This window comes from Emergencia sp. (assembly GCF_048465375.1).
Classification (GTDB): Bacteria; Bacillota; Clostridia; order Peptostreptococcales; family Anaerovoracaceae; genus Senimuribacter.
Genome location: NZ_DBFWLQ010000007.1, coordinates 25896 through 49457, shown reverse-complemented (window position 1 = coordinate 49457; position 23562 = coordinate 25896). Strand labels below are relative to the sequence as shown.

General features: G+C 46.1%; 21 protein-coding genes and 1 pseudogene. 8 read left to right on the top strand and 14 right to left on the bottom strand.

Features of this window, described 5'->3' with window-relative positions; all coding sequences use genetic code 11:
* Positions 1-136 precede the first annotated feature (136 nt).
* Complete coding sequence (locus tag ACMQ5W_RS05060; protein ID WP_419023916.1) at positions 137-1096, top strand: alpha/beta hydrolase; 960 nt, start codon at positions 137-139, stop codon at positions 1094-1096.
* 312 nt (positions 1097-1408) lie between these two features.
* Here the strand turns inward: ACMQ5W_RS05060 and ACMQ5W_RS05055 are convergent, their stop codons facing one another.
* From ACMQ5W_RS05055 to ACMQ5W_RS05040, 4 genes are read right to left on the bottom strand one after another with little or no spacing between them, the layout of a single operon-like run.
* A complete protein-coding gene (locus ACMQ5W_RS05055) occupies positions 1409-2920 on the bottom strand; it encodes an amino acid permease (RefSeq protein WP_419023915.1) in 1512 nt (503 codons plus the stop codon).
* A 43-nt stretch (positions 2921-2963) separates the two neighbouring features.
* Entirely contained in the window at positions 2964-3899 is a 936-nt protein-coding gene (locus ACMQ5W_RS05050) for a glycyl-radical enzyme activating protein (RefSeq protein WP_419023913.1), read from the bottom strand.
* A gap of 10 nt (positions 3900-3909) precedes the next feature.
* The gene (locus ACMQ5W_RS05045; RefSeq protein ID WP_419023911.1) at positions 3910-6282 is read right to left on the bottom strand and encodes a glycyl radical protein; all 2373 of its coding nucleotides are present in this window, start codon (positions 6280-6282) and stop codon (positions 3910-3912) included.
* 15 nt (positions 6283-6297) lie between these two features.
* A complete protein-coding gene (locus tag ACMQ5W_RS05040; protein ID WP_419023909.1) occupies positions 6298-7176 on the bottom strand; it encodes an aldo/keto reductase in 879 nt (292 codons plus the stop codon).
* Between the two features lie 185 nt (positions 7177-7361).
* Here ACMQ5W_RS05040 and ACMQ5W_RS05035 point away from each other — a divergent pair, with 185 nt between their 5' ends.
* The 3 genes from ACMQ5W_RS05035 to ACMQ5W_RS05025 are packed head-to-tail and all read left to right on the top strand — an operon-like array spanning position 7362 to position 10641.
* Positions 7362-9218: a helix-turn-helix domain-containing protein gene (locus ACMQ5W_RS05035; RefSeq protein ID WP_419023907.1), complete on the top strand. Its 1857-nt coding sequence runs from the start codon at positions 7362-7364 to the stop codon at positions 9216-9218.
* Positions 9215-10105, top strand: coding sequence for a DMT family transporter (locus ACMQ5W_RS05030; protein ID WP_419023906.1), 891 nt, complete (start codon positions 9215-9217; stop codon positions 10103-10105). Before ACMQ5W_RS05035 ends, ACMQ5W_RS05030 begins: the two co-directional genes overlap by 4 nt.
* Before the next feature lie 11 nt (positions 10106-10116).
* The gene (locus ACMQ5W_RS05025) at positions 10117-10641 is read left to right on the top strand and encodes a DUF2284 domain-containing protein (protein ID WP_419023904.1); all 525 of its coding nucleotides are present in this window, start codon (positions 10117-10119) and stop codon (positions 10639-10641) included.
* A 22-nt stretch (positions 10642-10663) separates the two neighbouring features.
* Here ACMQ5W_RS05025 and ACMQ5W_RS05020 read toward each other — a convergent pair whose 3' ends face one another.
* The 3 genes from ACMQ5W_RS05020 to ACMQ5W_RS05010 form a co-directional block, all read right to left on the bottom strand.
* Positions 10664-11158 carry an N-acetyltransferase family protein gene (locus ACMQ5W_RS05020; protein WP_419023902.1) on the bottom strand — a complete coding sequence of 165 codons (495 nt, stop codon included), beginning with the start codon at positions 11156-11158 and terminating at the stop codon, positions 10664-10666.
* Positions 11159-11405: 247 nt separating this feature from the next.
* A complete protein-coding gene (gene feoB, locus ACMQ5W_RS05015; RefSeq protein ID WP_419023901.1) occupies positions 11406-13547 on the bottom strand; it encodes a ferrous iron transport protein B in 2142 nt (713 codons plus the stop codon).
* Entirely contained in the window at positions 13538-13810 is a 273-nt protein-coding gene (locus ACMQ5W_RS05010; protein ID WP_148493066.1) for a FeoA family protein, read from the bottom strand. Before ACMQ5W_RS05010 ends, feoB begins: the two co-directional genes overlap by 10 nt.
* 89 nt (positions 13811-13899) lie before the next feature.
* Here ACMQ5W_RS05010 and ACMQ5W_RS05005 point away from each other — a divergent pair, with 89 nt between their 5' ends.
* Positions 13900-14322, top strand: a complete 423-nt coding sequence (locus ACMQ5W_RS05005; protein WP_148493067.1) for a metal-dependent transcriptional regulator — start codon at positions 13900-13902, stop codon at positions 14320-14322.
* Here the strand turns inward: ACMQ5W_RS05005 and ACMQ5W_RS05000 are convergent, their stop codons facing one another.
* The 7 genes and pseudogenes from ACMQ5W_RS05000 to ACMQ5W_RS04970 all read right to left on the bottom strand — a co-directional run bounded on the left by ACMQ5W_RS05000 (position 14323) and on the right by ACMQ5W_RS04970 (position 21018).
* Positions 14323-15639 (bottom strand): replication-associated recombination protein A, encoded by a 1317-nt coding sequence (locus tag ACMQ5W_RS05000; protein WP_419023899.1) that lies wholly within the window; start codon positions 15637-15639, stop codon positions 14323-14325.
* Positions 15640-15903: 264 nt separating this feature from the next.
* Positions 15904-16068, bottom strand: a pseudogene (locus ACMQ5W_RS04995) (hypothetical protein); the annotation flags it as partial.
* Between the two features lie 21 nt (positions 16069-16089).
* A complete protein-coding gene (locus ACMQ5W_RS04990; protein ID WP_419023897.1) occupies positions 16090-16656 on the bottom strand; it encodes a GrpB family protein in 567 nt (188 codons plus the stop codon).
* A 90-nt stretch (positions 16657-16746) separates the two neighbouring features.
* Positions 16747-17190 carry a hypothetical protein gene (locus ACMQ5W_RS04985; RefSeq protein WP_419023896.1) on the bottom strand — a complete coding sequence of 148 codons (444 nt, stop codon included), beginning with the start codon at positions 17188-17190 and terminating at the stop codon, positions 16747-16749.
* 29 nt (positions 17191-17219) lie between these two features.
* A complete protein-coding gene (locus ACMQ5W_RS04980) occupies positions 17220-17351 on the bottom strand; it encodes a hypothetical protein (RefSeq protein ID WP_419023894.1) in 132 nt (43 codons plus the stop codon).
* A gap of 818 nt (positions 17352-18169) precedes the next feature.
* Complete coding sequence (locus tag ACMQ5W_RS04975; protein WP_419023893.1) at positions 18170-20275, bottom strand: ABC transporter permease; 2106 nt, start codon at positions 20273-20275, stop codon at positions 18170-18172.
* Positions 20272-21018, bottom strand: coding sequence for an ABC transporter ATP-binding protein (locus ACMQ5W_RS04970; protein ID WP_419023892.1), 747 nt, complete (start codon positions 21016-21018; stop codon positions 20272-20274). The genes ACMQ5W_RS04975 and ACMQ5W_RS04970 overlap by 4 nt, the downstream gene beginning before the upstream one ends.
* Before the next feature lie 208 nt (positions 21019-21226).
* On the opposite strand from ACMQ5W_RS04970, the gene ACMQ5W_RS04965 reads away from it, so the two are divergent.
* Genes ACMQ5W_RS04965 through ACMQ5W_RS04955 form a run of 3 tightly spaced genes read left to right on the top strand, consistent with a single transcriptional unit; the run spans position 21227 to position 23510 of the window.
* Positions 21227-21940: a LytR/AlgR family response regulator transcription factor gene (locus ACMQ5W_RS04965; RefSeq protein WP_419023891.1), complete on the top strand. Its 714-nt coding sequence runs from the start codon at positions 21227-21229 to the stop codon at positions 21938-21940.
* Positions 21940-23181 (top strand): sensor histidine kinase, encoded by a 1242-nt coding sequence (locus tag ACMQ5W_RS04960; protein WP_419023890.1) that lies wholly within the window; start codon positions 21940-21942, stop codon positions 23179-23181. The genes ACMQ5W_RS04965 and ACMQ5W_RS04960 overlap by 1 nt, the downstream gene beginning before the upstream one ends.
* Positions 23182-23213: 32 nt before the next feature.
* Entirely contained in the window at positions 23214-23510 is a 297-nt protein-coding gene (locus tag ACMQ5W_RS04955) for an MGMT family protein (RefSeq protein ID WP_419023888.1), read from the top strand.
* Positions 23511-23562 lie beyond the last annotated feature (52 nt).

The following is a 23562-nucleotide window of genomic DNA, read 5'->3' as shown; positions in this document are numbered from 1 at the left end:
CACATGATGCAAACAGATTTTGATGAAAGCGCATACAATAAAAAACGTGGAAATACGTCCTTCAGACGATATTTCCTATGTTATAACAAAAGCTCCCTAATAATCTGGAGCCAAATGAAATAGGAGTGATATCATTATGATAAAAAGAATTTCTTTAGAAAAGGAAGCCCTAGAAGTCTGTATTGAAAACAGCAAACCGCCATTCATCTTCCAACTTCCGCCAGAAGAAGGAAGAAAAGTTTTAGACAAAGTCCAGGATACGCCCATAGACATGTATCCCTCTTCCATTTTTACCACAGAAGTAAATACGGGAAGGTATGGCAAAATCCCAGTGAACTTCATCGTACCTGAAAGTTGTGAGGAAAAAAGACATGTGATCTTATACATACATGGCGCGGGCTGGGTCTTCGGCAGTCTCCACACCCATGAAAAGCTAGTTCGCGAACTGGCCGCGAGAACGGGCAGTATCGTCGTATTCCCTGAATATTCCCGTTCCCCGGAAGTCCATTATCCTGTAGCGCTGGAACAATGTTACTTTGTTCTATGCTGTCTGGGTGAATTACTAGAGAGAATGGACTTAAACGCAGATTTAAATAAGCTGGTAATTGCCGGGGACAGCGCAGGCGGCAACATCGCCACAGCGCTTACCATCATGGCGAAGTTCCGTCAGGGTCCATGTATCAACAGGCAGCTGCTGTACTATCCTGTGACCGACGCCTGTTTTGATACGTCATCTTATAAAGAATTCGGCATCGGTTATTATCTCTATCGTGCGGGCATGGAGTGGTTCTGGAACCAATATCTGCCCGACTGCAAAATGAGAAATCAGATTACCGCCTCCCCTTTAGATGCCACAGTAGAACAGCTGCAAGGGCTGCCTGCTGCCATGATTTTAAATGGCGAAGCAGATGTTCTCCGCGACGAGGGAGAAGCTTATGCCCGCAAGCTGCGCAGTGCCGGTGTACCAGTTACCGCCATCCGTTTTCAGGCTATGATCCACGATTTCGTCATGCTGAATGCCCTGGATCAAACAAAAGCCTGCCGCGCCGCTATGGATGTTTCCACTGCCTGGATTAAGAAAAGTTATTGTGAATAATCGCCTGCCTTGACAATTTCTCAACCGGTGAGTTTTAGCGCGCTGATACTTTTTCCTACGTATGGACTGCACCAAAATAGCCTTAATTCTGTATTTTTTAAATTGGGTCTCTCACATTAACGAAAAATGGCACAAAGTATTTGTTTGTTGGATACTTTACGCCTTTTGAAGTGATTCATCAATGACAAGGTCTGGGTCTGGCGCTAGCTCATCAGCCTTAGTGCGACAATCCCAACGTTAAATAATTGATTATTTCAGCACAATTGCGCATGGCAAAGATTTTCTAGCTATGCGCAATTGCAATGAAATTATTTATTCCATACCGGACATGTGCTTTCTCGCTTCTTCTATATCCTCTGGCTGAGAAAGATCCATATCTTCATACTTGACCCAGACGCTTCCTCTCTTCTTCTTATATACGAGGAACATGAGAATAGAAATTGGTATGATGGCATAACAGGTCAAGAAGTCGAACCAATTGAAGTCAGTAAATACCCACCAGTTGGCGCCAAAGCAAACAGCAATACAGATGATGATGCAGAACCAGGATCCATAAGGAAAGAACGGCGATTTATATTCCAACTCGTCCAGAGTATGCCCCTGTTTGACCCAGCCTTTCCTGAATCTGTAATGAGCCACGCTGATAGTAAGCCAGTTGTAAACGCCTGCGATTCCGCATAGGTAATAAGCTGCTGTGTAAGCGACACCATCTCCGATGAGGGAAGCAACGAAGGCGGTAGCAGCAATAGCAGCAGTCAACAGTACAGATCTTACCGGTACGCCATTCTTGCTGATTTTTGCAAAAAATTTTGGAGCATCTCCGCTTTCCGCCATGTGCTGCATCGTTCTAGATGCAGCATACATGGACGAATTGCCACAGGACAAAACTGATGTCAAAATGACAGCGTTCATCAACGAAGCAGCAGCAGCAAATCCTGCATTTCTAAAGATGATGGTAAAAGGTGAAGCAGCGACATTGTCTTCTGCCGCATCTAAAAGTGACGGCTCTGTAAAAGGAATCAGTGTTGCTACGACAAAGATAGTCCCCAGATAGAAGATCATCAGCCTCCAAAAGACACTGCGAATGGCCCTTGGTACGTCGTCCTTCGGATTTTCTGATTCTGCTGCCGATAGTCCGACCAATTCTGTATTAGAGAAGGAAAACGCAGCAACCATAAGGATTCCCACAATGCCTCCAAAACCGTTGAGGAACGGGGCCTTGCCATCCTCTCCCGCATCAAGCGTCCAGTTGTGGAAGCCTGCGTCTTCACCAGAATTCATAATGCCAATGATCATCAGCACGCCCACGATCAAAAATATGACAGTAACCACGACCTTGATTCCTGCGAACCAGAATTCGCCCTCTCCAAAGCCCTTTACTGTAAATAAATTGAGAGCAAGCAGAACTGTCAGGAATAACAGCGCCCAAAGGCTGGAGTTAGAGCCTGGAAACCAGTATTTTACTATAATTGCGCCAGCAATTAATTCTGCCGCTACGGTCATAGACGAGCCAAACCAATAAGACCATCCATTGGTAAATCCCCAAGCTTTATCAACAAAGCGGTTTGCGTAGGCAGTGAAAGCGCCCGGGACGGGATATCTGGTGGCCATCTCTCCAAGAGCGGTCATCATGCAGTAGACAACAATACCCATAATCGCATAGCCAACCATAGCGCCGCCAGGCCCTGCGTCTCTGATTGTCCCGCCCATTGCCAGAAACAGCCCTGTGCCGATAGAGCCGCCAATGGCAATCATCTGCAGATGACGCCGTTTTAGTCCGCGGTGGAGCTGCTGTTCGTTCTTTTTCTCAGCTGTCTTACTCATAAGAAATCTCCTTTCAGTAAACAAGTTAATAACAAATGTTGCATTAAATTCTTCCCAATATCTCTACTTCCATTTCTGCCTTTTCCTCAAAAAAGGCTTTGATTTCGTCCACATATTCGTCAGTTGGCGTGTTAAATGCCTGCGGCTTTCTGCCGATATGCTTTTGCTTTGAAATTCCCAGGTTGTGATAAGGGAGCAATGTCAACCTTGTAAGGTGATTCGCCCGATAAAACGCGGCCGTCGCTTTTATCGTCTCCCATGTATCATTGATGCCGTCAATCAAAGGCATCCGCATCTGAATCTTGCTGTTTATTTCCGGAACACAGGCCAGCCTTATCAGATTTTCCAGAATGGCGTTGTTGCTGCAGCCGACATATTTCTGATGAATTGCATCATCCATGGACTTCATGTCATAAAGCACATGAGTGACGTTGTCCATGCGGGCAAGAGCCTCCAGGCAATCTCCGTCGCCAAATCCCGACGTATCGAGACAGACTTTGATGTCTCTGTCCGCAGCATCTCGAATCAGTGCCTCGACAAAATCCGGCTGTGCCAGCATCTCTCCGCCGCTGATGGTCATGCCGCCTCCAGTGTTATCGTAAAAGCCCTTGTCCTGCTCCACCTCATATATGACGTCTGCCACAGTCATCAGCCTTGCGACAGGCTGGAGCGCCTGCGCATAGCAGTTTGTAACGCACTCCATGCATTTGTCACATCTCTTCCGATTGATGTCAATTTCACCCTCGGCATTTATAAACACCGCTTCTTTGTGACAGTGGCGAACGCAGAAACCACACTTGATACAGCTATTCGGCATCTGTATAACCTGCTGCTCAAAGTCGATCAGTTCCGGGTTATGGCACCAGAGGCAGTGCAACGGACAGCCTTTTAAAAATACTGTCGTTCTGATGCCAGGGCCGTCCTCTGTAGAAAACTTCTGGATTGCACCCACCAGCGCTTGTAACGGTTTTCTTTCCATTGACTTCTCCCTATCTGGCGTTCTCGAAGTGCGCGGTTCTCCAGATGATCGTATCCTGCGCACTCTTATCCAGCTCTGTGAAATACGCCATATATCCTGCCACGCGAACCATCAGCCCCTTGTGCTTCTCTGGATGAACCTGCGCATCCTTTAGTGTTTCTGTATCGACTACGTTGATCTGGATATGTTCACCGCCATGATCAAAATAGGTCTTGATGACACCTTCAATACTGGCAAGTCCCTTTTCTCCCTCTACGCCTTTTGGATCAAAACGGAGATTGAACAAGGCTCCGTCGTGGAAATCTCCCTGCCCCATAGACGCTACAGATTTAACAGTGGCTGTCGGCCCGCTTATATCGCGTCCCATCATCGGTGACGCGTTGTCGCAGAAAGGTTCGCCTGCCAGTCTTCCATCAGGCAGTGCGCCGCATACTGCGCCGTGAGAAACGTTTACAGTCTGGGAATGTACATTAAAAGAGAAGACTCCGCCCCTTGCGTCAGGCCAGGTCTGTACGTGATCTGCAATAAAGTGCATCATCTCTCTATATACAGAATCCACATGAGCATGGTCATTGCCAAATTTCTCCGGCTTGTTAAGCAGCAGCTGGCGCATTCTCTCCTCCCCTTCAAAGTTATGGTCAAGTGCTTTGATCAGCTGATCCATGGTGATATCTTTCTCTTCATAGACACATTTTTCAATAGCCACGATAGAATCAGCCATATTAGCAGCGCCGGTAACAAACAACCCTGCTGTAGAGTACTTTGCGCCGCCGTGCTGCACAGATTTTCCACTTTCTACACAGCCCTTGGTCACCATGGATGCAAAAATGACAGGATATTTGGTCATATGTACACTCTGCATGATGCGATAGCCTTTGGCGACCAGTTCATAGTGGTGAAGAATCTGCTTCTTGAGTGCTTCCTTGAATTCTTCAATATCCTTAAAGTCCCTCGGATCTCCAGTCTGAAGTCCCATCAGTTTTCCCGTTTCTGGATCTACACCGTTATGAAGAACAAACTCCAGCATCTTTCCCATATTCACATAACCTGCATCTGGAGAGCCATCGGTGGTTCCTCCTCCTGGTCCCGGCTGAATACAGCCCACGATAGTCCAGTCTCTTGCTTCTTCTATGGTGCATCCCTTGCCCAGTGTCATCTTCATAGCTGCTTTATCGCTAAAGAATCCCGGGTTTGCCTGTCCTTCCTGAATCATTTTACATCCTTTGCGGATCAATTCTTCTGGCGATCCGTCCCAGATGCGCACCGCCATGACAGGCTGGGTAGTCTTCAGTTGGTTTGCCGCTTCCAGGCAGAGATAGGATAAATCATTGGTAGCGTCTTTCCCATCCGGGGTCTGTCCTCCGACTACAAGAATTTCCCACATCGGGTATCCGGCAAAAGAGGTGGCATACCATTTATCTCTGACCTCGTATACCTCGCAAGCCTTCAGGTAAAAACATTCCAGCATTTCTAGGGCTTCTTCCTCTGTGATCCTGCCTCCCTTGATGTCTTTTTCGTAGTATGGCCACATGTACTGGTCAAAGCGTCCGAATCCACACGCCGTAGTGCATACTTCAATATGAAATGCTACATGGACGAACCATACCAACTGCAGTGCCTGCTGGAACGTCTGCGGTGGATTTTCCGGAACCACCCTGCAGTTTTCTGCAATGGTAATTAGTTCTTTCTTACGCTTTTCGTCTTTGCATTCCGCCGCCTGTTTTTCTGCCTCTTCCGCCATTCTTTGCGCATAGGTGATCAAGCCCTGACATTGAATGATGCACGCCCGCCAATAATTGATTTTTTCCTGATCTTCGTGGCAGTCGCCTGCAGTATTTGCGATGTTCTCTCTGCACTCCTTCATATAGCCTGCAAGGCCTACGGTCAAGACCTTTTCGTGATCGCAGGTGGTCTCTCCCGATACACCGTTTCTAAGGCCTACGGTGATGATGTCGTCCTGAATACATTCTTCAATATGGGGAGGCAATATCGTCTTGGAATAATCCTCCATCGACTTGCCTTCCCAGTACTTCAAGGTTTCGAGAATCTGCTCCCTATCCTCTGGCGATACGTCATAAGGGTCTTTCGTCCGCACTGGAAAATCGTCGATATCGCTGATATACCAGGAACTGGACTGAAATTCCGGATGCAGATTGGCACCCCTGTACTTGTTCGTCGGGGTTCCGACTATCAATTCGTCTTCCATGATCAAAGTGGTCATATGTTCCATAATATAATTCACGACCTCTGCTCTGAAAACAGGGATGGCATCTCCTGCAAACTTTTTATAGGCCTCCGTAGCGAGAACTACCCTCTCCGCTGTAATGCAGGGCCTGGAATCCCAGAGTTTATTTCTCATTCTCTGTAATCTCTCATTTAACATTTTGAAAACCTCCTTTTAATATTTTTCCATGGTAACTTTTTCGGTTGGCGATGGGAAAGACCTCGAAAGCTGCTCCAGGTCTTCTTCGCTCAAGGTAACTTTTGCCGCGGCGGCATTTTCCTCTATGTGGTCAAAACCCACTGCTTTGGGGATTGCCGCCATATCCTCAAGTCGCAGTACAAATGAAAGAAGCAGCTGTACCACAGAAATGCCATGTTTTTTTGCGACCTCTATTACATTTTCATCTGTCATCAACGCCGCCTTTGACACGCCATCCTGAGTTGTCATAGCTCCCGCCTGCCCCACCGGACCGTAAGCGATAAAAGGAACGCCTCTTTCTCTCTGCCACTGCAGAAGGTCATATTCGATGCCCCTTGCCCCTAGATTATACAGCACCTCGTTGACACAGCACTGATTACCATCTGGCACTTTCCACAAGTCCTCCATGTCCGTTACATCAAAGTTTGATACACCCCATCTTTTGATCTTGCCCTGATCCTTCAAATCTTCCATGCAATAAGCCACCTCTGCTAAATCAGCGTCCTCTCTCCAGTGTAGCAGATACATGTCGAGATACTCCGTCCCCAGAAGCTTCAGGGTTCTTTCCAGACTGCTGTAGATATGATGCCTGTTCGCATTCTGCGGATACACCTTGCTCAAAAGATAGACATCCTTCCGGTTAAACTTTTCGATGGCACGTCCTGCGATGTTTTCCGCCTTGCCGTCCGCATACATTTCTGCCGTATCAATCAGATTCATGCCAATCTCAAGCCCATGGCGCAGACCATCGATTTCGCGGCTGTATGCTGTATCGTCTTCTCCCATTTGCCAGGTTCCCTGTCCGATCTTCGGCAGATAGGAACCGTCTGGCAGCAATATTTTTTTCTTCTCCATATTCGCATCTTCCTCTCGTCAGAATTTTTTAAATTATCTACCTATATGCTTCATTGTAGATTCTAAACGTCCCTGCCACAATAATTATTTTGCTATAAACTATCATTTTATTGCTAACATAATGCATATCCTTTTTGCTTTTTGCTCCTGATTTAAGTTATACTGAAGATGGATGGTGATGAATTATGTTATTTGAAAAAACAGCTTATTTGGATGATTTTCCAATCAATATCAGAATTGCCAAGGTGAATGAGTATCCGATACATTATCATCAGGATATTGAATTCGTCTATGTCCTTAGAGGCGAAATCTGGCTTAAAAACGGCTATTGCGACTATCTGCTCAAAGACGGAGACATCTTTACCAACAGCGGTCACGAAGTGCATTCTCTAACCGCCACCGATCAGGATAACGTGGTGGCGATTATTCAAGTGAGCAATCGATTCTTTACGCAATATTTCCCCACTCTCAATAAAGCCTGTTACCGAACCTATGTCAATAAGGATCTATATTTAAAACTGGACAATCTGCGTAAGATGCTTCTCCAGATTCTCATCGATTATGTAAAGAAAAGTTTCAACTACAAATCGGCCTGTACTTACAGAATGGTAGAGGTTATCAAATATCTGAATGAAAATTTCAACTTGTTTGCCTTTGAAGATCAAGTAGTCGTCAATTTCAAGAATGACAACCCGGTTACAGTGGAACGAATCAGTCGCATCATAACCTACATCTACGAAAATTATGCCAGCCACATCACTCTGGATGACTTAGCCGACATGGAACATCTGAGCACCTTTTATCTTTCACATCTGATCAGAGAATACACCGGCATGAATTTCCGAGAGTTTCTCAGCTTTGCCAGAGTGGAAATGTCTGAAATCGATCTGTTGGAAACAGATAAAAAAATCAGCGCCGTTGCCCGCGACGCTGGATTTTCCACTACCTCATATTATGAGAATTCTTTTACAAAATGGTTTAAATTGACGCCAGAGGAGCATAGGGCAAAATATCTGCCGATGATTTTGAGTCCTTATCGCGAGGCCAAACTGGAACAGCTTTCAATGAATGTGGCAGTCAATCTAATCAGACATTGTCTATCAGCCGTCAGCGGACGTGAAAACAGCCCGCAGGCCGTCGGGCAGCTTCAACTAAATATCGATATAGATCTGGGTAAAGAAGCAATCAGACAGATTGATCACAACCTTGAAGTCACCATTACTATGGAGGATTTTGCAGTGATGGATTGTGACTTGTTTAAAACCTTAGAAGATCTGAGTGTAAAAGTCGTCAATATCGCCGTTTCAAAAAAAGATGAGGCTGAGGATTTAGCTCGTAAACTCAGTGAAAAGGGATTTATCACACAGATCGTGCCGCAAAGCGGTTTGAAGTTATCCTCTGCTTACGGATATGATTCCATCGCAGCGTTTTTTCACGTTTTTAAGGAGCATTTTTTATCAAATGATGAATATATCGCCTTCCGATTAAGAGATCCCGGTGACGAGCGGATCATCCTCAAGGGATGTCCTTCCTGCCTGACCTCCAATATACTTCACAAGCCTTCCTATTATGCCTATCGTTTTCTTGGAGGGTTAAAAGGGGACCTGCTTTACTGGAGTAAATACTACTGTGTCGTCAGATCCGTTCATAACGGACAGCCAGTCTATCTTTTGATGGTATGCAACACCAGTGACGACATAGACAGACTTTGTTCGAGAAACGCGAGCGTCTATGAAACCAATGACGTGATTCACGATTTTAAAGATGAGATGAATCTTGACTTTAATTTAAAGCTGACGCCTGGTCAATATCAAGTGATCAAATATTCTCTTTCAAGTGAGAATACCATTTTCGAATATATGGCGCAGCTTGATTTTCCAGAAAGGAACAACCTGCCAGACAACTGGCTCAAACTCTTGTGCACTCAGCCCTATGCCAATGTTCATTTAGATGATGTGGACAGCGAAATGAACTTGAATTTTGAGATTCGGGGGGCTGGCATTCAGCTCGCCATAATACAGAAAAAGGAGAAGATTAAATGAATGACAGAAAAACAGAACTATTATCTGTACTGGGGCTTCTTGTCGCAGCCCTATTGTGGGGGATCAGTTACCCTCTGACCAAAATTGTAGAAACCTGCCCTACGTTTTATACCGTATCTATCAGATTTTTAGTAGCGGCCGTAGCTATGACTGTCATTTTTCACAAACACTTTAAGAACTTCAGCAAGGATATTCTGAAATATGCTTTTCTACTGTCCTTCTGTATCACCTCTATGTATGTTTTTGCAACTTTAGGAATCAAATATACCACCTCAGTGCGAGCCTCCTTTTTCACTTGTCTTTCTTTTGTCATCGTACCTATTCTCAATTTAATTATCTATCGGCTACACCTAACAAAAATCGTACTCATCAGCGTGGCAATCTGTATGATTGGTATGTTTCTGCTTAGTTATGCACCTGATATGGGGAGTTTTGGTCTCAATCTAGGAGACGCCCTCTGCGTACTGGCAGCCATTGGAGGTTCTCTACATATTATTTTTCTCGATCGCGTATCAAAGCGAGAAAAAATGGATCCAACGTTGTTCACAACTCTGCTTATGAGCTTTGTCGCCCTTTGGGGAACTTTAATCGCTTTATTCACTGGCGCGTTCAAATATGAAGGTGCCTCTGCGTTCCAATTGGGAACCATCGTTTTTCTTGGACTTTTCTGCAGTGCAGCGGCTTTTCTGCTCCAGTCCATCTGTCAAAAATATGTACCATCTAACAGAGTTGGAGTCATTCTGGCTATGGAGCCTGCTTCTGGTTGCATCATCTCAGTTTTTGCTTTGGGCGAAGTGATGACGCTTTCTGCTTGGGCTGGCGCAGTTTTAGTAATGTTCAGTCTATTATATATGGAAATTGCGACAAATAAATCCGAGTCATTATAAAGGAGTATCTTATGTATAAAAAAGAGCGCTTTACAAAAGAATTGAAAATCGACAAGTTTGTTAAAATGTATTTTGATCCTGAGCTAACACTGCAGAAATGCCACACATGTACTGGGTATGCAAAGACTTGGTCTTGTCCTGATTTTGACTTTAACGTCAGAAATTATTGGCGACAGTTTTCTGCCTACCAAGTCATCGTGGACAGGGTTTCCATGGAAGGCGTAGCAAGTCCAAAGGAGGCCGAAGAAAGATTAGCTTATGAAAAGCCTATTTTTAACCGCCAAATGTTGGCATTAGAAAAAAGCACCCCTGGAAGCGTCGCTCTTTACGCGCAGGAGTGTGAAGAATGTCCTGAATGTGCCCGCTTGATAGGGAAGCCTTGCAGACTGCCTGAAACCATGCGATATTCCATCGAATCCCTTGGTGGCTGCGGAGTCAGGTTAGTTGAAGACCTCTTTGAATTCGGTGTCTGCTGGTCCGATGGAGCGACAATTCCCGCCTACTATATTTTGCTGGGAGGACTGCTGAAAAAGTAGAGGCTAGATATCTTTACCGTCTCTATTCCACATGCCGGACATACTGAACCTCCTTCAGTGCTTTTCCGCCGATGTTGTCGTCCAAATAAGCGCCGCTTTCCGCAAATCCGTTTTTCTCATAAAACCTCTTTGCCCGCTCATTCTCCGCAAGCACCCAGAGCAAGATGTCTCTGCACCCCATCCCTGCCAGCTTGTCTACTACCGCCTGTAAAAGCACTCTGCCATACCCTTTTCCCATATACTCCGGCAGAAAATAGATGGAGATGATTTCTCCAAATTCTTTCCAGTCTTCAAATCGAGAATGACAATACGAAGATGTTCCGATAATCCGTACACCATCCAGCATCAAAAGAGTATTCCACCCCGGCGTGTCCACAGCCTTTGCCCAGTTCCCCTTAGGGATGCCGTCCAGATAGTCCTGCGGAATCAGCCCCTTGTAGGCGAACTTCCAGCTCTCCTCATAAATTTGGCTGATTGCATCCCTGTCGTCCCTGTCATTCATCAATCTGATTTCCATTTATCCACCTGCTTTCTCTGTTGTTATAAGGATACCATAAATCTAAAAAGGCGGCAATCCCTGTGGCGCGCATAACCCTGACTTCCTCTGCTCTGACATCTGTCAGTCGGGCGTCTCGGTTACGCAGATTTGGCGCTAAACCCCTTTTTCGTTACGCAAACTCCTCTGCAAATCCGACTGCTGCGTAACGGGGACGAAAGTCTGCTATCCCCGCTACGCAGAATGCGTCAGATGATGTTCACGCCCCCTATACGAACAGTCTTGCCAGACTGGCAAAGGCAATACAGCATACAATTCCGCAAACAGTTGGAATCAGAAGGGATACCCCGGTCCATTTCCAGCTTCCCGTCTCCTTCTTGATGGTAATCAGCGTTGTGGAGCAAGGCCAGTGCATGAGGGAAAACAGCATCATGCTGATGGCTGTAACCCAGGTCCAGCCGTGTTCTACAAAGAGAGCACGCATAGCCTCTAAGTCGGACAGCTCCAGGATACTTCCCTGTGCCATGTAGGTCATGATGATAATCGGCACCACGATTTCGTTAGCTGGCAAACCGAGGATGAACGCCAGCAAAATAACGCCGTCCAAGCCCATCAGCTTGCCGAAAGGATCGAGAAAATCGGCGCAGTGATTCAAAATCGTAGCGTCCCCAACGGTCACGTTGGCCATGAGCCAGATTAAGAGTCCGGCAGGTGCCGCCACGCAGACTGCACGCCCCAGGACAAACAAGGTTCTGTCGAAAATCGAGCGGACGATCACTTTCCCAATCTGCGGTTTTCTATAAGGCGGCAGTTCCAAGGTAAAGGAAGAAGGCATGCCCTTCAGAACTGTCTTTGATAGAAGACGAGTAACCAGCAAAGTCATGACGACGCCTAAAACGATGGCCGCAGTCAGCAGTACAGCCGATAAGACGGAATCAAAGAAACCGCCCGCTGTTCCCACGAAGAACATGGTCAAAACAGCAATCAGAGTGGGGAATCTGCCGTTGCAGGGCACAAAATTGTTGGTCAATATTGCCAGCAGCCGCTCACGCGGCGAGTCGATGATACGGCAGCCGATGACCCCGGCCGCATTACAGCCAAAACCCATGCACATGGTCAGCGCCTGTTTTCCGCAGGCACAGCAGCGTTTAAAAGGTTTATCCAGGTTATATGCGATTCGCGGCAGGTAGCCTGCATCTTCCAGCAGGGTGAACAGTGGAAAGAAAATTGCCATTGGCGGCAGCATCACCGAGACAACCCAGGCCAGCACCCGATAAACGCCTAAGACCAAAGCGCCGTAGAGCCAATCCGGTGCATGTAAGTATTGGAATAATTCCGTCAGTCGATCCTGTACCCAGAACAATCCCTCCGATAATAACTGTGATGGATAGTTGGCACCGGTAATGGTCAGCCAAAACACAATGGCCAACAGTCCGATCATTACTGGATAGCCGGACCATCTGCTGGTAAAAATCCGGTCCAGTCTGCGGTCCATGGCATTGTATTCTGATTTTTCAAAAGTGACCGTATCGCGACAGACCTCTTCTGCTGTAGTGACCAGGCTGGCGACAATGCTGTCCTTTAGTTTTTCAGAAGATAGACCGCCTTCGGTCAAAATTGCTCTGCCTTTTTCGAGGGCAGTGACGATTTCCGTATCTTGCAGGATATCTTCGCCCAGATAAGTATTAATTTCCTGAATCAGGGAGTCGTCGTAGTCGAGAAGCTTTAAGGCGAGCCATCTGCTCGCCAGTCTGCCGCCGGTTTTTTCCGCGATGATCGGCTCTACTTCTGCAATGGCAGCTTCTATCACGTCGTCATAGGTCACGCAGAGCGGTTTTGCCGGCTCTCTGACAATTAATTTATCAAAATGCTCAAGGATGTTGGCCAGACTCCGCTTTTTTCTCGCCACAGTACCGATGACCGGCACCCCCAGCTTTTTTGACAGAGCCTTAAGATCGATTTTGATGTTCTTGCGTTTCGCTTCATCCATCAGGTTGACGCAGACTAAAACTTTATCAGAAATTTCAATAGTCTGCAGTACAAGATTCAGATTCCGCTCCAGGCAGGTGGCGTCACAGACCACCATGACCGCATCGGGGCCGCCAAAACAGATGAAATTTCGCGCCACTTCCTCTTCTGCTGAATGAGCCATCAAAGAATAAGTTCCTGGAATATCGACCAGGACATAAGAATACTTCAGTCCCTGGCAATAGCCCTGGGCATTGGTAACGGTCTTGCCCGGCCAGTTGCCCGTATGTTGGTTTAATCCGGTCAGCGCATTAAAGACGGTGCTTTTTCCCACATTGGGATTGCCTGCTATAGCAATGACTTTATCATCAATTGATTGTTTTTTGATTTCGAGTCCTGAGTCCACAGCATGCATCCCAACAGAACTGCTCGTTAAGCCCATGCCAGACCACCTTCCTGACTGGCCTTTCGCGCAGCGCAGCCTTCTGAATTTACGATGATGTCAGCGCAGTCTTCTGAGCGAATGGCGATGACAGCCCCTCTGATCAAAAAAGCCGCTGGATCTCCGCCGGGGCTCCTTCCTAAACATTCAATTTCCGTATTTTCTATGAGACCGATGTCTAAAAGACGCCTTCTCATGTTGCCAATACTGCGCAGTTCTCTTACATTTGCTCTTTCTCCAGGTTTCATATCATTAAGATTCATAAATCTGATCCTCCAAAATAAATTTAGTCTAGGGAAACTTTTTTTCCCTATGTATACTATTCAGAAGGACTTTTAGAGGTGATAAAAAAATGGTCGATAAAAATGGTTTCTATACGATAAAGGGATATCAGATACAAGAAGGAGCAGAATTGACGCCTGCCATGGAAGATTATCTGGAGATGATCTGCCGTCTGATGGAAACACACACGGTGGTGCGGCTGGGCGAACTGGCGGAAGTCCTCCATGTGAAACCTTCCTCGGCCTCAAAGATGATTCGGCTCCTCTCGGAAACCGGCTATATCAATGCAGAAAAATACGGTTATATTTTGTTAACTGAAAAAGGACGTCAGGCCGGCGACTATTTGCTCTACCGTCATGACGTCCTGCAGCGTTTCTTATGCCTGCTCAACAATACGGACAATGAACTGGAACAGGTTGAGAAAATCGAACATTTTCTCGACGCCAGAACGATTGAAAATCTCGCGAAGCTGACCGCTTTGATGGAAAAATAGCTATTTCTTTTTCCATTCTATGATTTGTTCTAATCGCTCTTTCACTCTCTTTTCAAGCCCCTGATCCGTGGGCTGATAATAGCGCCTGCCTGCCAGGGAGTCCGGCAGGCACTGCATTTTGCTCAGCTTTTCTTCCGTGTCGTGGGCATAGATATAATTTTTGCCATACTGCAAATCTTTCATCAGTTTTGTCGGCGCATTGCGAATCTGAAGAGGCACCGGTTCCGCCGGCAAATCATGGACATCCTTTTTGACCGCCTCACAGGCCATGTAAAGGGCGTTGGATTTTGGTGCCACAGCGAGATAGACCACTGCATGAGTCAAATGGACATCACATTCTGGCATGCCGATAAAGTGACAAGCCTGATATGCCGCCACTGCCACCTGCAGTGCATGGGAATCAGCCATCCCCACATCCTCGCTGGCAAAGCGAACTAGCCTTCTTGCGATATAAAGCGGATCTTCCCCACCGTCCAGCATGCGGTACATCCAGTAGACGGCTGCGTCGGGATCGCTGTTGCGCATGGACTTGTGGAGGGCAGAGATGATGTTATAGTGCTCCTCCCCGGTCTTATCATAGAGCAGGGACCTGCGGTTCATGCATTGGGCCAGACTCTCTTCTTCCACGTGAACACAACCCATCCCGTCCAGTCTGCCGTTGAGAACGGCCATTTCCAGGGTGTTCAGTGCCGTCCTGGCATCTCCGTTGGCGAATCTGGCGATAGCTGCAATCTGTCTGTCATCGATGTTGATATCCATATGGCCAAAGCCTTTGGGACTTTTAATGGCATGATGGAGAAGTTCCTGCAAATCCCCCTCTTCCAGGCCTTTTAGAATAAAGACCTTGCAGCGGGAGAGCAAGGCGGAGTTGATCTCGAAGGACGGATTTTCTGTGGTCGCTCCCACCAGAACAACACTGCCCTTCTCCACATAAGGAAGAAACGCATCCTGTTGGGCCTTGTTAAACCTGTGGATTTCGTCAGTGAACAGCAGTGTGCGAATGCCCATTTTGCGGTTTTCCTCAGCCCGGCTCATCACTTCTTTCACTTCTTTGATGCCGCTGTTTACGGCGCTGAATTCGATGAAGTCAGCTTTTGTCTTTTTTGCGATAATCCTTGCCAGGGTGGTTTTGCCGACTCCCGGCGGCCCCCAGAAGATCATCGAAGAAATCTGATCTTTTTCAATCAGCTGTCTGAGAATCTTTCCTTCCCCGATAAGATGCTTCTGGCCTACATACTCGTCCAATGTTTCCGGCCGCAGTCGACTGGCCAGCGGCGCAGTCTTCTCCCTGTTATCAAAAAGAGTCATCTGTTCCATATGTTCCTCCTAATGGAGTTGCCCCAATTTACGGAGTAAATTGTTGGGAACTCCTTATGCTGTAAATCCCCAAGAGAACAAGCCTTGGGCGAAGTTCGATTGGATGGATTTTGTCGTATAATGGTCTGCCCCACGAGCATTGCGAGTGGCTAGGCAGACCTTATGCTGATAATTCCCAAGAGAGCAAACGAAGTGCCGCTCGATTGGTGAATTATGTCGTATAATGGCGCTTACCACAGTTTCTCATCGAGAAACCGGGATTTGTCAATCCAATTCTAAAAAATATTCTCGGTTTTCAAAGTGACGTACTCCATCATCATGGGAAGTAATACCATCTCCGGCATAAACAAAGCCAAGCTTTTCAAGCACTTTTGCAGAAGCAAGATTCTCTTTTGCATGTCTGCCAGCAATTCGTTTGACGCCCAAATTGGAGGCGGCAAAGCTGAAATTTTACGAATAACGATTTTTATATTTCTCTTTTGCCTTTACAGTGTATTTTTCAACAAATTCATTTTTAGCATCGGTATAAAAGTCTCTATTATGCTCGTATTTTTTCCATAGCGAAAGCTTCAATGTTTCGTATTCTCTAGCAACATCGGGATTATCATTCAAATAATCTCTAAAGTACAACTCATTATTATCTCCACGGTATCGCAAGTGTAAATGAAAAACCCTTTCTGCAAATCCTTCATTGTTATAACCTCTATTAAATGACTTTCGGCAATCTGATTCCGACATACAAATATATCCATTATCAACCAACATATCTTTTACCGTTCCCATAGAAATTGTTTCAGGTATTTCCAGTAAAATATCAATGATAGGTTTTGCCCATATATCATGAATAGCCGTACTTCCGATATGACTGATTCGTGCATTATTTATCGGTAAAAATGCTCTTATTCGTTTTTCTTCTTCAACATACCAATCATTCCAATATGCTTTATGTTCAGAAAGAATGATAGGAAACAGTTCCCACAATTCATCCAATGTCATTTCTGATAATAATTTTCCCATGTTTCAACCTCATAAATTCAAATTTGTTACTCTGCGCCATATCTGTCAAATGCGTCCCTTATCAATAAGGCAAATTAAATATTTGTCGGTCTACTTCTCGATTGAAATAAACGGTGGAAACGTATCAGAACCGTCACTACGCCGCATAGTTTTGGTGTCCACATCAAAACAGCGACCATCGTATTCATAGTGCTGCTTTCCGTCCATGCAATAAAAACGATGTTCTGATTGAAAAGCAACAGGCTTGTAACGCTCGTCTTGTATCGGCTGATCTCGATACAAAGCCTGATCTTCCGATAATTTCAGCACGCCGTTTTCAAGACGCACATCATAAATCCCACTTACAATGGCCTCTGCTGCCACATTTTTTCCTGAAGCAGAAACAAATCGAAAGCAACCGGTGATTGCATTCGTGCTTTTTCGCTTTGCCAATTCAAAACGAAACAAGGAAACAGCGCTGAAATCCTTTCTTAATTTCTCTCGTTGTCTTTCTTTACCAATCAGCCATATTTTTTCGTTAGATACAATAAACATGTCTATCTGAAATCCACTTTGCGAGTATTTCAAATTAGAAAAGATATCTGGTCAGAATATACGCCTTGTAATGCACCATTTTCCAGTTCATAAGCTAATTCCTTTGTGAACAGCGTTTTGCCATTCACATTGGCTTCAATAAAGTTTATAATTTCTTTCATTTGTCCCATTTCCTTATTTCATCCTGAAAATCGCCTTAACCACTTAAAGCGTCCTTTTAGCACTCCTACAAACTGCTGTTTGATTGATGCGTTCATTATAACAGGTGCATTCCTCTGTATATTGAATCGCAGCACCTGATTCAATGAACGCTTCTTTGCAGCAAAGCTGTTTGGTCGATGCGTTCATTATAACACAATTTCTCTCTTAAATAAATTGGCTGAATTATTAGTACGCAATCGCCTAATTCTCTAGAAAATGTCCCGTACTTTTTTTCCGCTGGAGCTATTTGCGGACTGCCGCAGCATCATAACCCAGTGTCGCAGTCCGCAATTACCCCGCTCTTGAGAAAATGTCCCGCACTTTTTTTTCGCTGGTGCCATTTGCGGACTGCCGCAGCATCATAACCCAGTCTCACAGTCCGCAATTACCCCGCTCTTGAAAAATGTCCCGCACTTTTTTTCCGCCGAGTTTGTTTGCGGACTGTCCAACTGCTGCCCCAACTTTTAGACGGACTCTATATACAGCCACACTCTCCAACTGCTGCCCTAACTTTAGACGGACTCTATACGACCAAACTGCTCCAACTTTAGACGGACCCTATACGACCAAACTGCTCCGACTTCAGTTCCAACCCCAGACAGACTCTGCCCTGCCAAATCGCTCAATTGCACAGAACAGCTGTGCACAGAAAAACAGGGCGTACATTTCAGTATGCCCTGTTTCCCTCTTTATACGATGCATTTCAAACCAGTCATGGGCTGGAGCGCCACCATATATTCTGTCTCGCAGCTCGATTGACATCTCGACGGACAGAATGTCACGCTTTTGTAATGGCTAACTGCTTTCTCATCTTCGAAAGTGTTTTTTGATAGACCCCGTATATAATGGCAGCGAACAGCAACACGACGATGAAACAGATACCCATGTTCACCAGTTCACCCGGCGTAAGTTTACTGTCGTTTGCGTACATAATCATGAAGTAGAGAAGATACATCATGGACATACCTACGATAGCAGGTACAGAGAATACCTTCCCTGCCTGGCTGCGCAATTCTTTATTTAAAAACTTAGGCGATGCCCCCAGGCGCTTCAAATCGTCGAAGATATACCTGTTGTTGATAGCGATGGTCATACATCTGGTGTAGCAGATGATCAAAGCTGACAACATGCAGATGATGGCGATGAAGAGGAACATCATCATGAAGACTGCAAAGGTTCTCATGAAATCATTTTGATCTAAAGTTCTGATTTTAGGCATATATGTCCAAAACTGCCTGAATTCTGAAGAATCCGGGTTATCAAAAGACAGTTTGGTCATTTCATCCGTATCACCCCAGTATGTCTCTCCTTTTAGGTCCTTTCCGTATTTGGCAACACGGTCATAAAAGGCTGCGGCCGGAGCTTTGTCGTCCATAGAGTCGATGAATTTACGATAAAGATGATCTGCAAACTGATAATGATCGCCGGACTGAATGTTAAAAAAGGTCATTCCCTCTATCCACTGGCTGGCAAGACCCTTAGCTGCCTGGACATAATCTTCGTCATTGAGGATATAATACCCCACTTCGCCATACAGCAGGCCATACTTTATCACCCCGCCAAACTTCACTTTAAGCTGTTCTTTCGTTGTCATATTGGTCAGCAAAGTTGCCTTGTCATTAGCAAAAATCGCATTACCGTCGTTATCACCTATAGCCAGATATTGTCCCTTTGGCACAGTAATTTTTTCTCCTGTCATATGGGTGAACTGACTGGCAGAGAGAAATCTCGCCTCATTGCAGAACTCTCTGTACTCCATATGATAACGATTTCCTGAGTCTTCAACCTCTTCTTCGCCGTCCATGCCCAAGGCAATATAGGACGTAGTTTTATAGTCATCTATAGATAATCCCTCTTTTGCCGCCAGTTCCTTCAGATTTGTCTCACTGGCAAATGTGTTGTCAGCGGGATAGCGGAAACAGTAATCATAAGGCCTGCCATTGGCTTCCATGATCTGGCTGCCTCCCGTCATCGGAAGATAGAACATACCAAAGCAGGCTCCTGCAATGAGCACTGTTACCACAAGCATGTTGTTGACAGTCTGTTTTCCTTGAAATTTCATCATGCTTCTCGAGATGATGCCTTTGTACCGATTCTTATGCGCTGTCCATCCGTTGACTACAGTGTGGAGCAAAATCATATAAAGACCGATAAAAACTGGCACATACAGCAGATTGATCCATACGGGAGCATAGGCCTGGAAGATGCTTTGGTATACAGCACTGCCAAAATAGCCGGCTACGGCTCCGATCAAAAGTATCGCAATGCCTAGAATACCACATTTTTTACCCACGGGGCGGATTGCTTCGTTTTTGTGTTCCTCGTGAATGACATCTAAGATGTTGGTCCTGCTTAGATAGCGGAGAGCCAGAACAACAGCCGATGCTAAAACCAGAATCAGAAAAGCTGCCGAAATCCACAGACATTTCAAGTCAAAAGTCAAATTCATCTCATCGCTGTCCACAACAAATAAACGAAAACCCTGCCAGATCAGCCATGCAAAGGGAATTCCCGCTGCCGTTCCTGCCAAGGCAGAAAGACCGCTGAGAGTTACAGTTTCCGAGATCAGCATTGGTGTCAGACGTTTCTTTGATGCGCCCAACGCCATCATGGTGCCGATTTCCTTTGACTTCTTACGGAAAAACAGTCCTGCCGCATAGATGGTGAAGACCACACAGCCTACACAGGCGAGAGCGAAGATCGCCATGACCTGTTTTCTGCTGTCTCCGCCTTCCGGCAGTACCTTTAAGACTGTGGGTGAAAACATCATGGCTGCGTAAGCCGTAATCAGCATCAGAGATATGAAATTGCAAAATGTATATAATGTGTAATTTTTGCTATTATTTTTCCTTAATTTCTTCTGTATATCTCTCATCGTCATCATTTTAAATCACCACTCATTTCTTTGATTTCCTGCAGAAGCAAGTCGTGGAACTCGCCCTGACTTCCCTTCTTCACCATATTCTTGAACACGTCTCCGTCTTTGAGCAAAATGACTCTGTCACAAAAGGAAGCTGAAAAGCTGTCGTGTGTCACCATGAGGATGGTTGCGCCCAGTTTGCCGATGGCTTCTTTAAAGGAGTCGATGACCGCCCTGCTGGACTTGCTGTCCAGGTTCCCTGTCGGTTCGTCTGCCAGAATCACAAGAGGATTGTTGATCAAAGCTCTCGCCACAGCAGTTCTCTGCCTCTCACCACCCGAAACCTCAGCGGGAAATTTGCTTTTGATGTGATCGATGCCAAAAAGAGCCAGAAGCTTATCAGCCAGCTTTTCTCCTTCTGCATCAACGCTACTGTTGATGATGCGGGGCAGCAGAATATTTTCTCTGATAGTAAGTCCATCCAGCAGCATGAAATCCTGAAATACAAAACCCAGCTTTTCGTTTCTCACCTTTGCTAAGCCTTCTTCACTCATATCTGCAAGTTCCTGACCGCCTAAGGTAATCTTGCCGTCGTCAAATGGAATATAACAGGAGATGCAGTTGAGCAGGGTGCTCTTTCCCGAACCCGAAGGCCCCATGACTGCCACAAATTCTCCCTGAGCCACACTGAGATTCACACCTTTTAATACCTTATATTTTTCCTGTCCTACCATATAGGATTTATGCAGATTTTTCACATATAACATTTTTTCATCCTCCAATCGTTTTGTCTTTGATGATATTACCTTACCATAAAAAAGCTGACCCAAAATATGCCTTGTCATTTTTCGCAGAGCTGTTGTAAAGTTTTGCACCCGCCCTGCAGACTTTGTTAAATTTGACGCTTTTGATGTAAAGTTTTGCGATTGTATGGTATACTTTTGTTCAGATGAAAATAGAAAGGCAGGTACGAATATGCTGAGAATCGCCTTGTGTGATGATGAGACCAACGCAAGGGATGCCCTGCGTTTTCAGTTGGAGAAAATCCTTCTTGATGGAAACGAAGAAATCGTGTATGAATTTAACTCTGGGAAAGGAGCAGTCAGCTGGCTGGCTAAGCATCCTGGCGAAATCGATCTCTTGTTCCTCGATGTGGAGATGGACGAGATGAACGGCATGGAAGCCGCCATGGAAATCCGCGCCTTCAATCAGGATTTGATGATCGTCTTTGTGACCGGTTATCCAGATTACGTCTTTGATGGATACAAGGTCTGCGCCCTGGACTACATCATCAAGCCCGCTGGTATAGAAAGATTAAGGGAATTGGTGGAGCGGGTGCGCAGTGCGTCCGCTGAAAAAAGCGAAACGTTTTTTACTTTTCAAAATGTGGACGGAACCTTTAAAGTAAATCTCAGAGACATCCTCTACTGCTACAGTGAAAAAAGGCTGGTTCATCTGGTAACGGCGCAGAGAGAGTACCAGTTTTACGACAAGCTGGACGATGTGGAGAAGTCCCTGGGAGACAGCTTTGTCAGAATTCACCAGCGCTATCTTGTTAACAGCCACGCTGTAGAGCACGTGGCCTCTTCTTCCGTTACTTTGGCGGGATGCGATCTTCCCATCAGCCGCGCTTTGAAGGAATCCGCGGCAAAGAAGCTGGCCCACGCCATGCTGGGAGGTGATTTCTGATGGACGCTGCAATATATGTATTAAACCAACTGACGGTATTTCCGGCGGGGTATTTTGCGATGAAATCCTCTGAATACCTCCTTCCTATCAAAGAGGGCCTTTGGCGGAGGATTCTTCTCATTTCTGCCTATATGGTGATCATCAGCGTCGTCATCTTTATCGGAGACAGGGGCAATCTTCCCCCGGCAACCATTTTATTCATGGCGGCTGTCATGATCTGTTACAGAGGCTCCAAAATTCAGCGGTTCACCATCGGGCTCATGTTCTGTAATACCATGCTGGCCTTCAATGGCTTTTATGATAACCTGAGCAGTCCTCATTGGGGAACCCGCATCATCATCAGATTGATTTTCTGGGCGATATTCTACATACTGATCAAGCGGTTTGCACCACCCAAGGACTACGAGCTATCGCCGGTGCTTTGGCGGCTGATTCTCTTCCTGACCGCCCTGCCCATGGGAATCACCTGTGCCCTAGTCATGATACCTGACCCGCACTATACTTTCCCTTATTTTATCGTGGTAACTTCGCTCGTCTGCTTTGTCATCTGCCTCGTCGCTTTTATCGGACTGATGTGGACCATCATCGTTCTTGCCAAACAGCAACAGCTTGAGCAGGAGGTGATGATGGGCGATATGAACAAAAAGTATTACGAAGCGATGGAACAGCAGCAGTTCGAGGTACGCAGGCTTCGCCATGACTTGGCCAATCATCTGCAGACATTGAGCACTCTGCCTGCATCGGAGCGGGATGCCTATGTGGCCGAGCTCATAAAAAGTCCTGCCATGGGCAGTACCCTCCACTACTGCGGCGACAATACTGTTAATGCGGTGATCAGCGCCAAAGTATCGCTAACTGAACAAGAGTCCATCGGATTGGAGAGCGAAGTGGATATCGCCCAGGAATTACCCTACGATAAAGTCGACGTGTGCGCGCTTTTTGCCAACGCCTTGGATAACGCCATCGAGGCTTGTCGCAAACTACCTGTGGGGCAACGCTGGATCCAGCTGAAAGCCCGCGCACAAAAAGGGCTTTTTGCAGTCAAAATCGCCAATCCAATACCGAAAGACGACACGCAAGTGGCAGACAGCATCCTTCCTGGTACGACCAAAACGGATAAAATATCCCACGGTTACGGTCTGAAGAGTATCAAGGAAATCGTCAGCCGGCATGGCGGCAGTATGGAAATCAAAACAAAAGACGGACAATTTCAGTTGTTCTTATACATGCCGCTGGATTGACAACGGCCGGACAGTCAGAAAGGATTCTTAAGATGAGTGAGTTTTTTCAGCAAGTATATGATATCGCCGCCGCCATTCCCTATGGAAGAGTCGTTTCCTACGGCCAAATTGCTCGGTTGCTTGGCAGTCCCCGATCCGCCAGAATGGTGGGCTGGGCGATGGCTAAATGCCCGGAGGGGCTGCCATGGCACAGAGTCATTAAAAACGACGGTACTATTTCAAGCGGCGTCATGGCTGATCTCTGCCGGGAACTCCTGGAAGCAGAGGGTGTTTGCTTTCTTCCTGATGGCAGAGTGGATATGGAGGAGTTCCGGTGGGAAGGGTGGTAAACCCCGTTTGAAACGTTTACTAAGGGATTCATGATAACATTAGTCGGACAAA

What these genes read in the sequence shown, in the direction of transcription:
- ACMQ5W_RS05060 (WP_419023916.1), top strand. Translation starts at nt 137, where the DNA reads ATGATAAAAAGAATTTCTTTAGAAAAGGAAGCCCTAGAAGTCTGTATT.
- ACMQ5W_RS05055 (WP_419023915.1), bottom strand. Translation starts at nt 2,920, where the DNA reads ATGAGTAAGACAGCTGAGAAAAAGAACGAACAGCAGCTCCACCGCGGA.
- ACMQ5W_RS05050 (WP_419023913.1), bottom strand. Translation starts at nt 3,899, where the DNA reads ATGGAAAGAAAACCGTTACAAGCGCTGGTGGGTGCAATCCAGAAGTTT.
- ACMQ5W_RS05045 (WP_419023911.1), bottom strand. Translation starts at nt 6,282, where the DNA reads ATGTTAAATGAGAGATTACAGAGAATGAGAAATAAACTCTGGGATTCC.
- ACMQ5W_RS05040 (WP_419023909.1), bottom strand. Translation starts at nt 7,176, where the DNA reads ATGGAGAAGAAAAAAATATTGCTGCCAGACGGTTCCTATCTGCCGAAG.
- ACMQ5W_RS05035 (WP_419023907.1), top strand. Translation starts at nt 7,362, where the DNA reads ATGTTATTTGAAAAAACAGCTTATTTGGATGATTTTCCAATCAATATC.
- ACMQ5W_RS05030 (WP_419023906.1), top strand. Translation starts at nt 9,215, where the DNA reads ATGAATGACAGAAAAACAGAACTATTATCTGTACTGGGGCTTCTTGTC.
- ACMQ5W_RS05025 (WP_419023904.1), top strand. Translation starts at nt 10,117, where the DNA reads ATGTATAAAAAAGAGCGCTTTACAAAAGAATTGAAAATCGACAAGTTT.
- ACMQ5W_RS05020 (WP_419023902.1), bottom strand. Translation starts at nt 11,158, where the DNA reads ATGGAAATCAGATTGATGAATGACAGGGACGACAGGGATGCAATCAGC.
- feoB (WP_419023901.1), bottom strand. Translation starts at nt 13,547, where the DNA reads ATGGGCTTAACGAGCAGTTCTGTTGGGATGCATGCTGTGGACTCAGGA.
- ACMQ5W_RS05010 (WP_148493066.1), bottom strand. Translation starts at nt 13,810, where the DNA reads ATGAATCTTAATGATATGAAACCTGGAGAAAGAGCAAATGTAAGAGAA.
- ACMQ5W_RS05005 (WP_148493067.1), top strand. Translation starts at nt 13,900, where the DNA reads ATGGTCGATAAAAATGGTTTCTATACGATAAAGGGATATCAGATACAA.
- ACMQ5W_RS05000 (WP_419023899.1), bottom strand. Translation starts at nt 15,639, where the DNA reads ATGGAACAGATGACTCTTTTTGATAACAGGGAGAAGACTGCGCCGCTG.
- ACMQ5W_RS04990 (WP_419023897.1), bottom strand. Translation starts at nt 16,656, where the DNA reads ATGGGAAAATTATTATCAGAAATGACATTGGATGAATTGTGGGAACTG.
- ACMQ5W_RS04985 (WP_419023896.1), bottom strand. Translation starts at nt 17,190, where the DNA reads ATGTTTATTGTATCTAACGAAAAAATATGGCTGATTGGTAAAGAAAGA.
- ACMQ5W_RS04980 (WP_419023894.1), bottom strand. Translation starts at nt 17,351, where the DNA reads ATGAAAGAAATTATAAACTTTATTGAAGCCAATGTGAATGGCAAAACG.
- ACMQ5W_RS04975 (WP_419023893.1), bottom strand. Translation starts at nt 20,275, where the DNA reads ATGATGACGATGAGAGATATACAGAAGAAATTAAGGAAAAATAATAGC.
- ACMQ5W_RS04970 (WP_419023892.1), bottom strand. Translation starts at nt 21,018, where the DNA reads ATGTTATATGTGAAAAATCTGCATAAATCCTATATGGTAGGACAGGAA.
- ACMQ5W_RS04965 (WP_419023891.1), top strand. Translation starts at nt 21,227, where the DNA reads ATGCTGAGAATCGCCTTGTGTGATGATGAGACCAACGCAAGGGATGCC.
- ACMQ5W_RS04960 (WP_419023890.1), top strand. Translation starts at nt 21,940, where the DNA reads ATGGACGCTGCAATATATGTATTAAACCAACTGACGGTATTTCCGGCG.
- ACMQ5W_RS04955 (WP_419023888.1), top strand. Translation starts at nt 23,214, where the DNA reads ATGAGTGAGTTTTTTCAGCAAGTATATGATATCGCCGCCGCCATTCCC.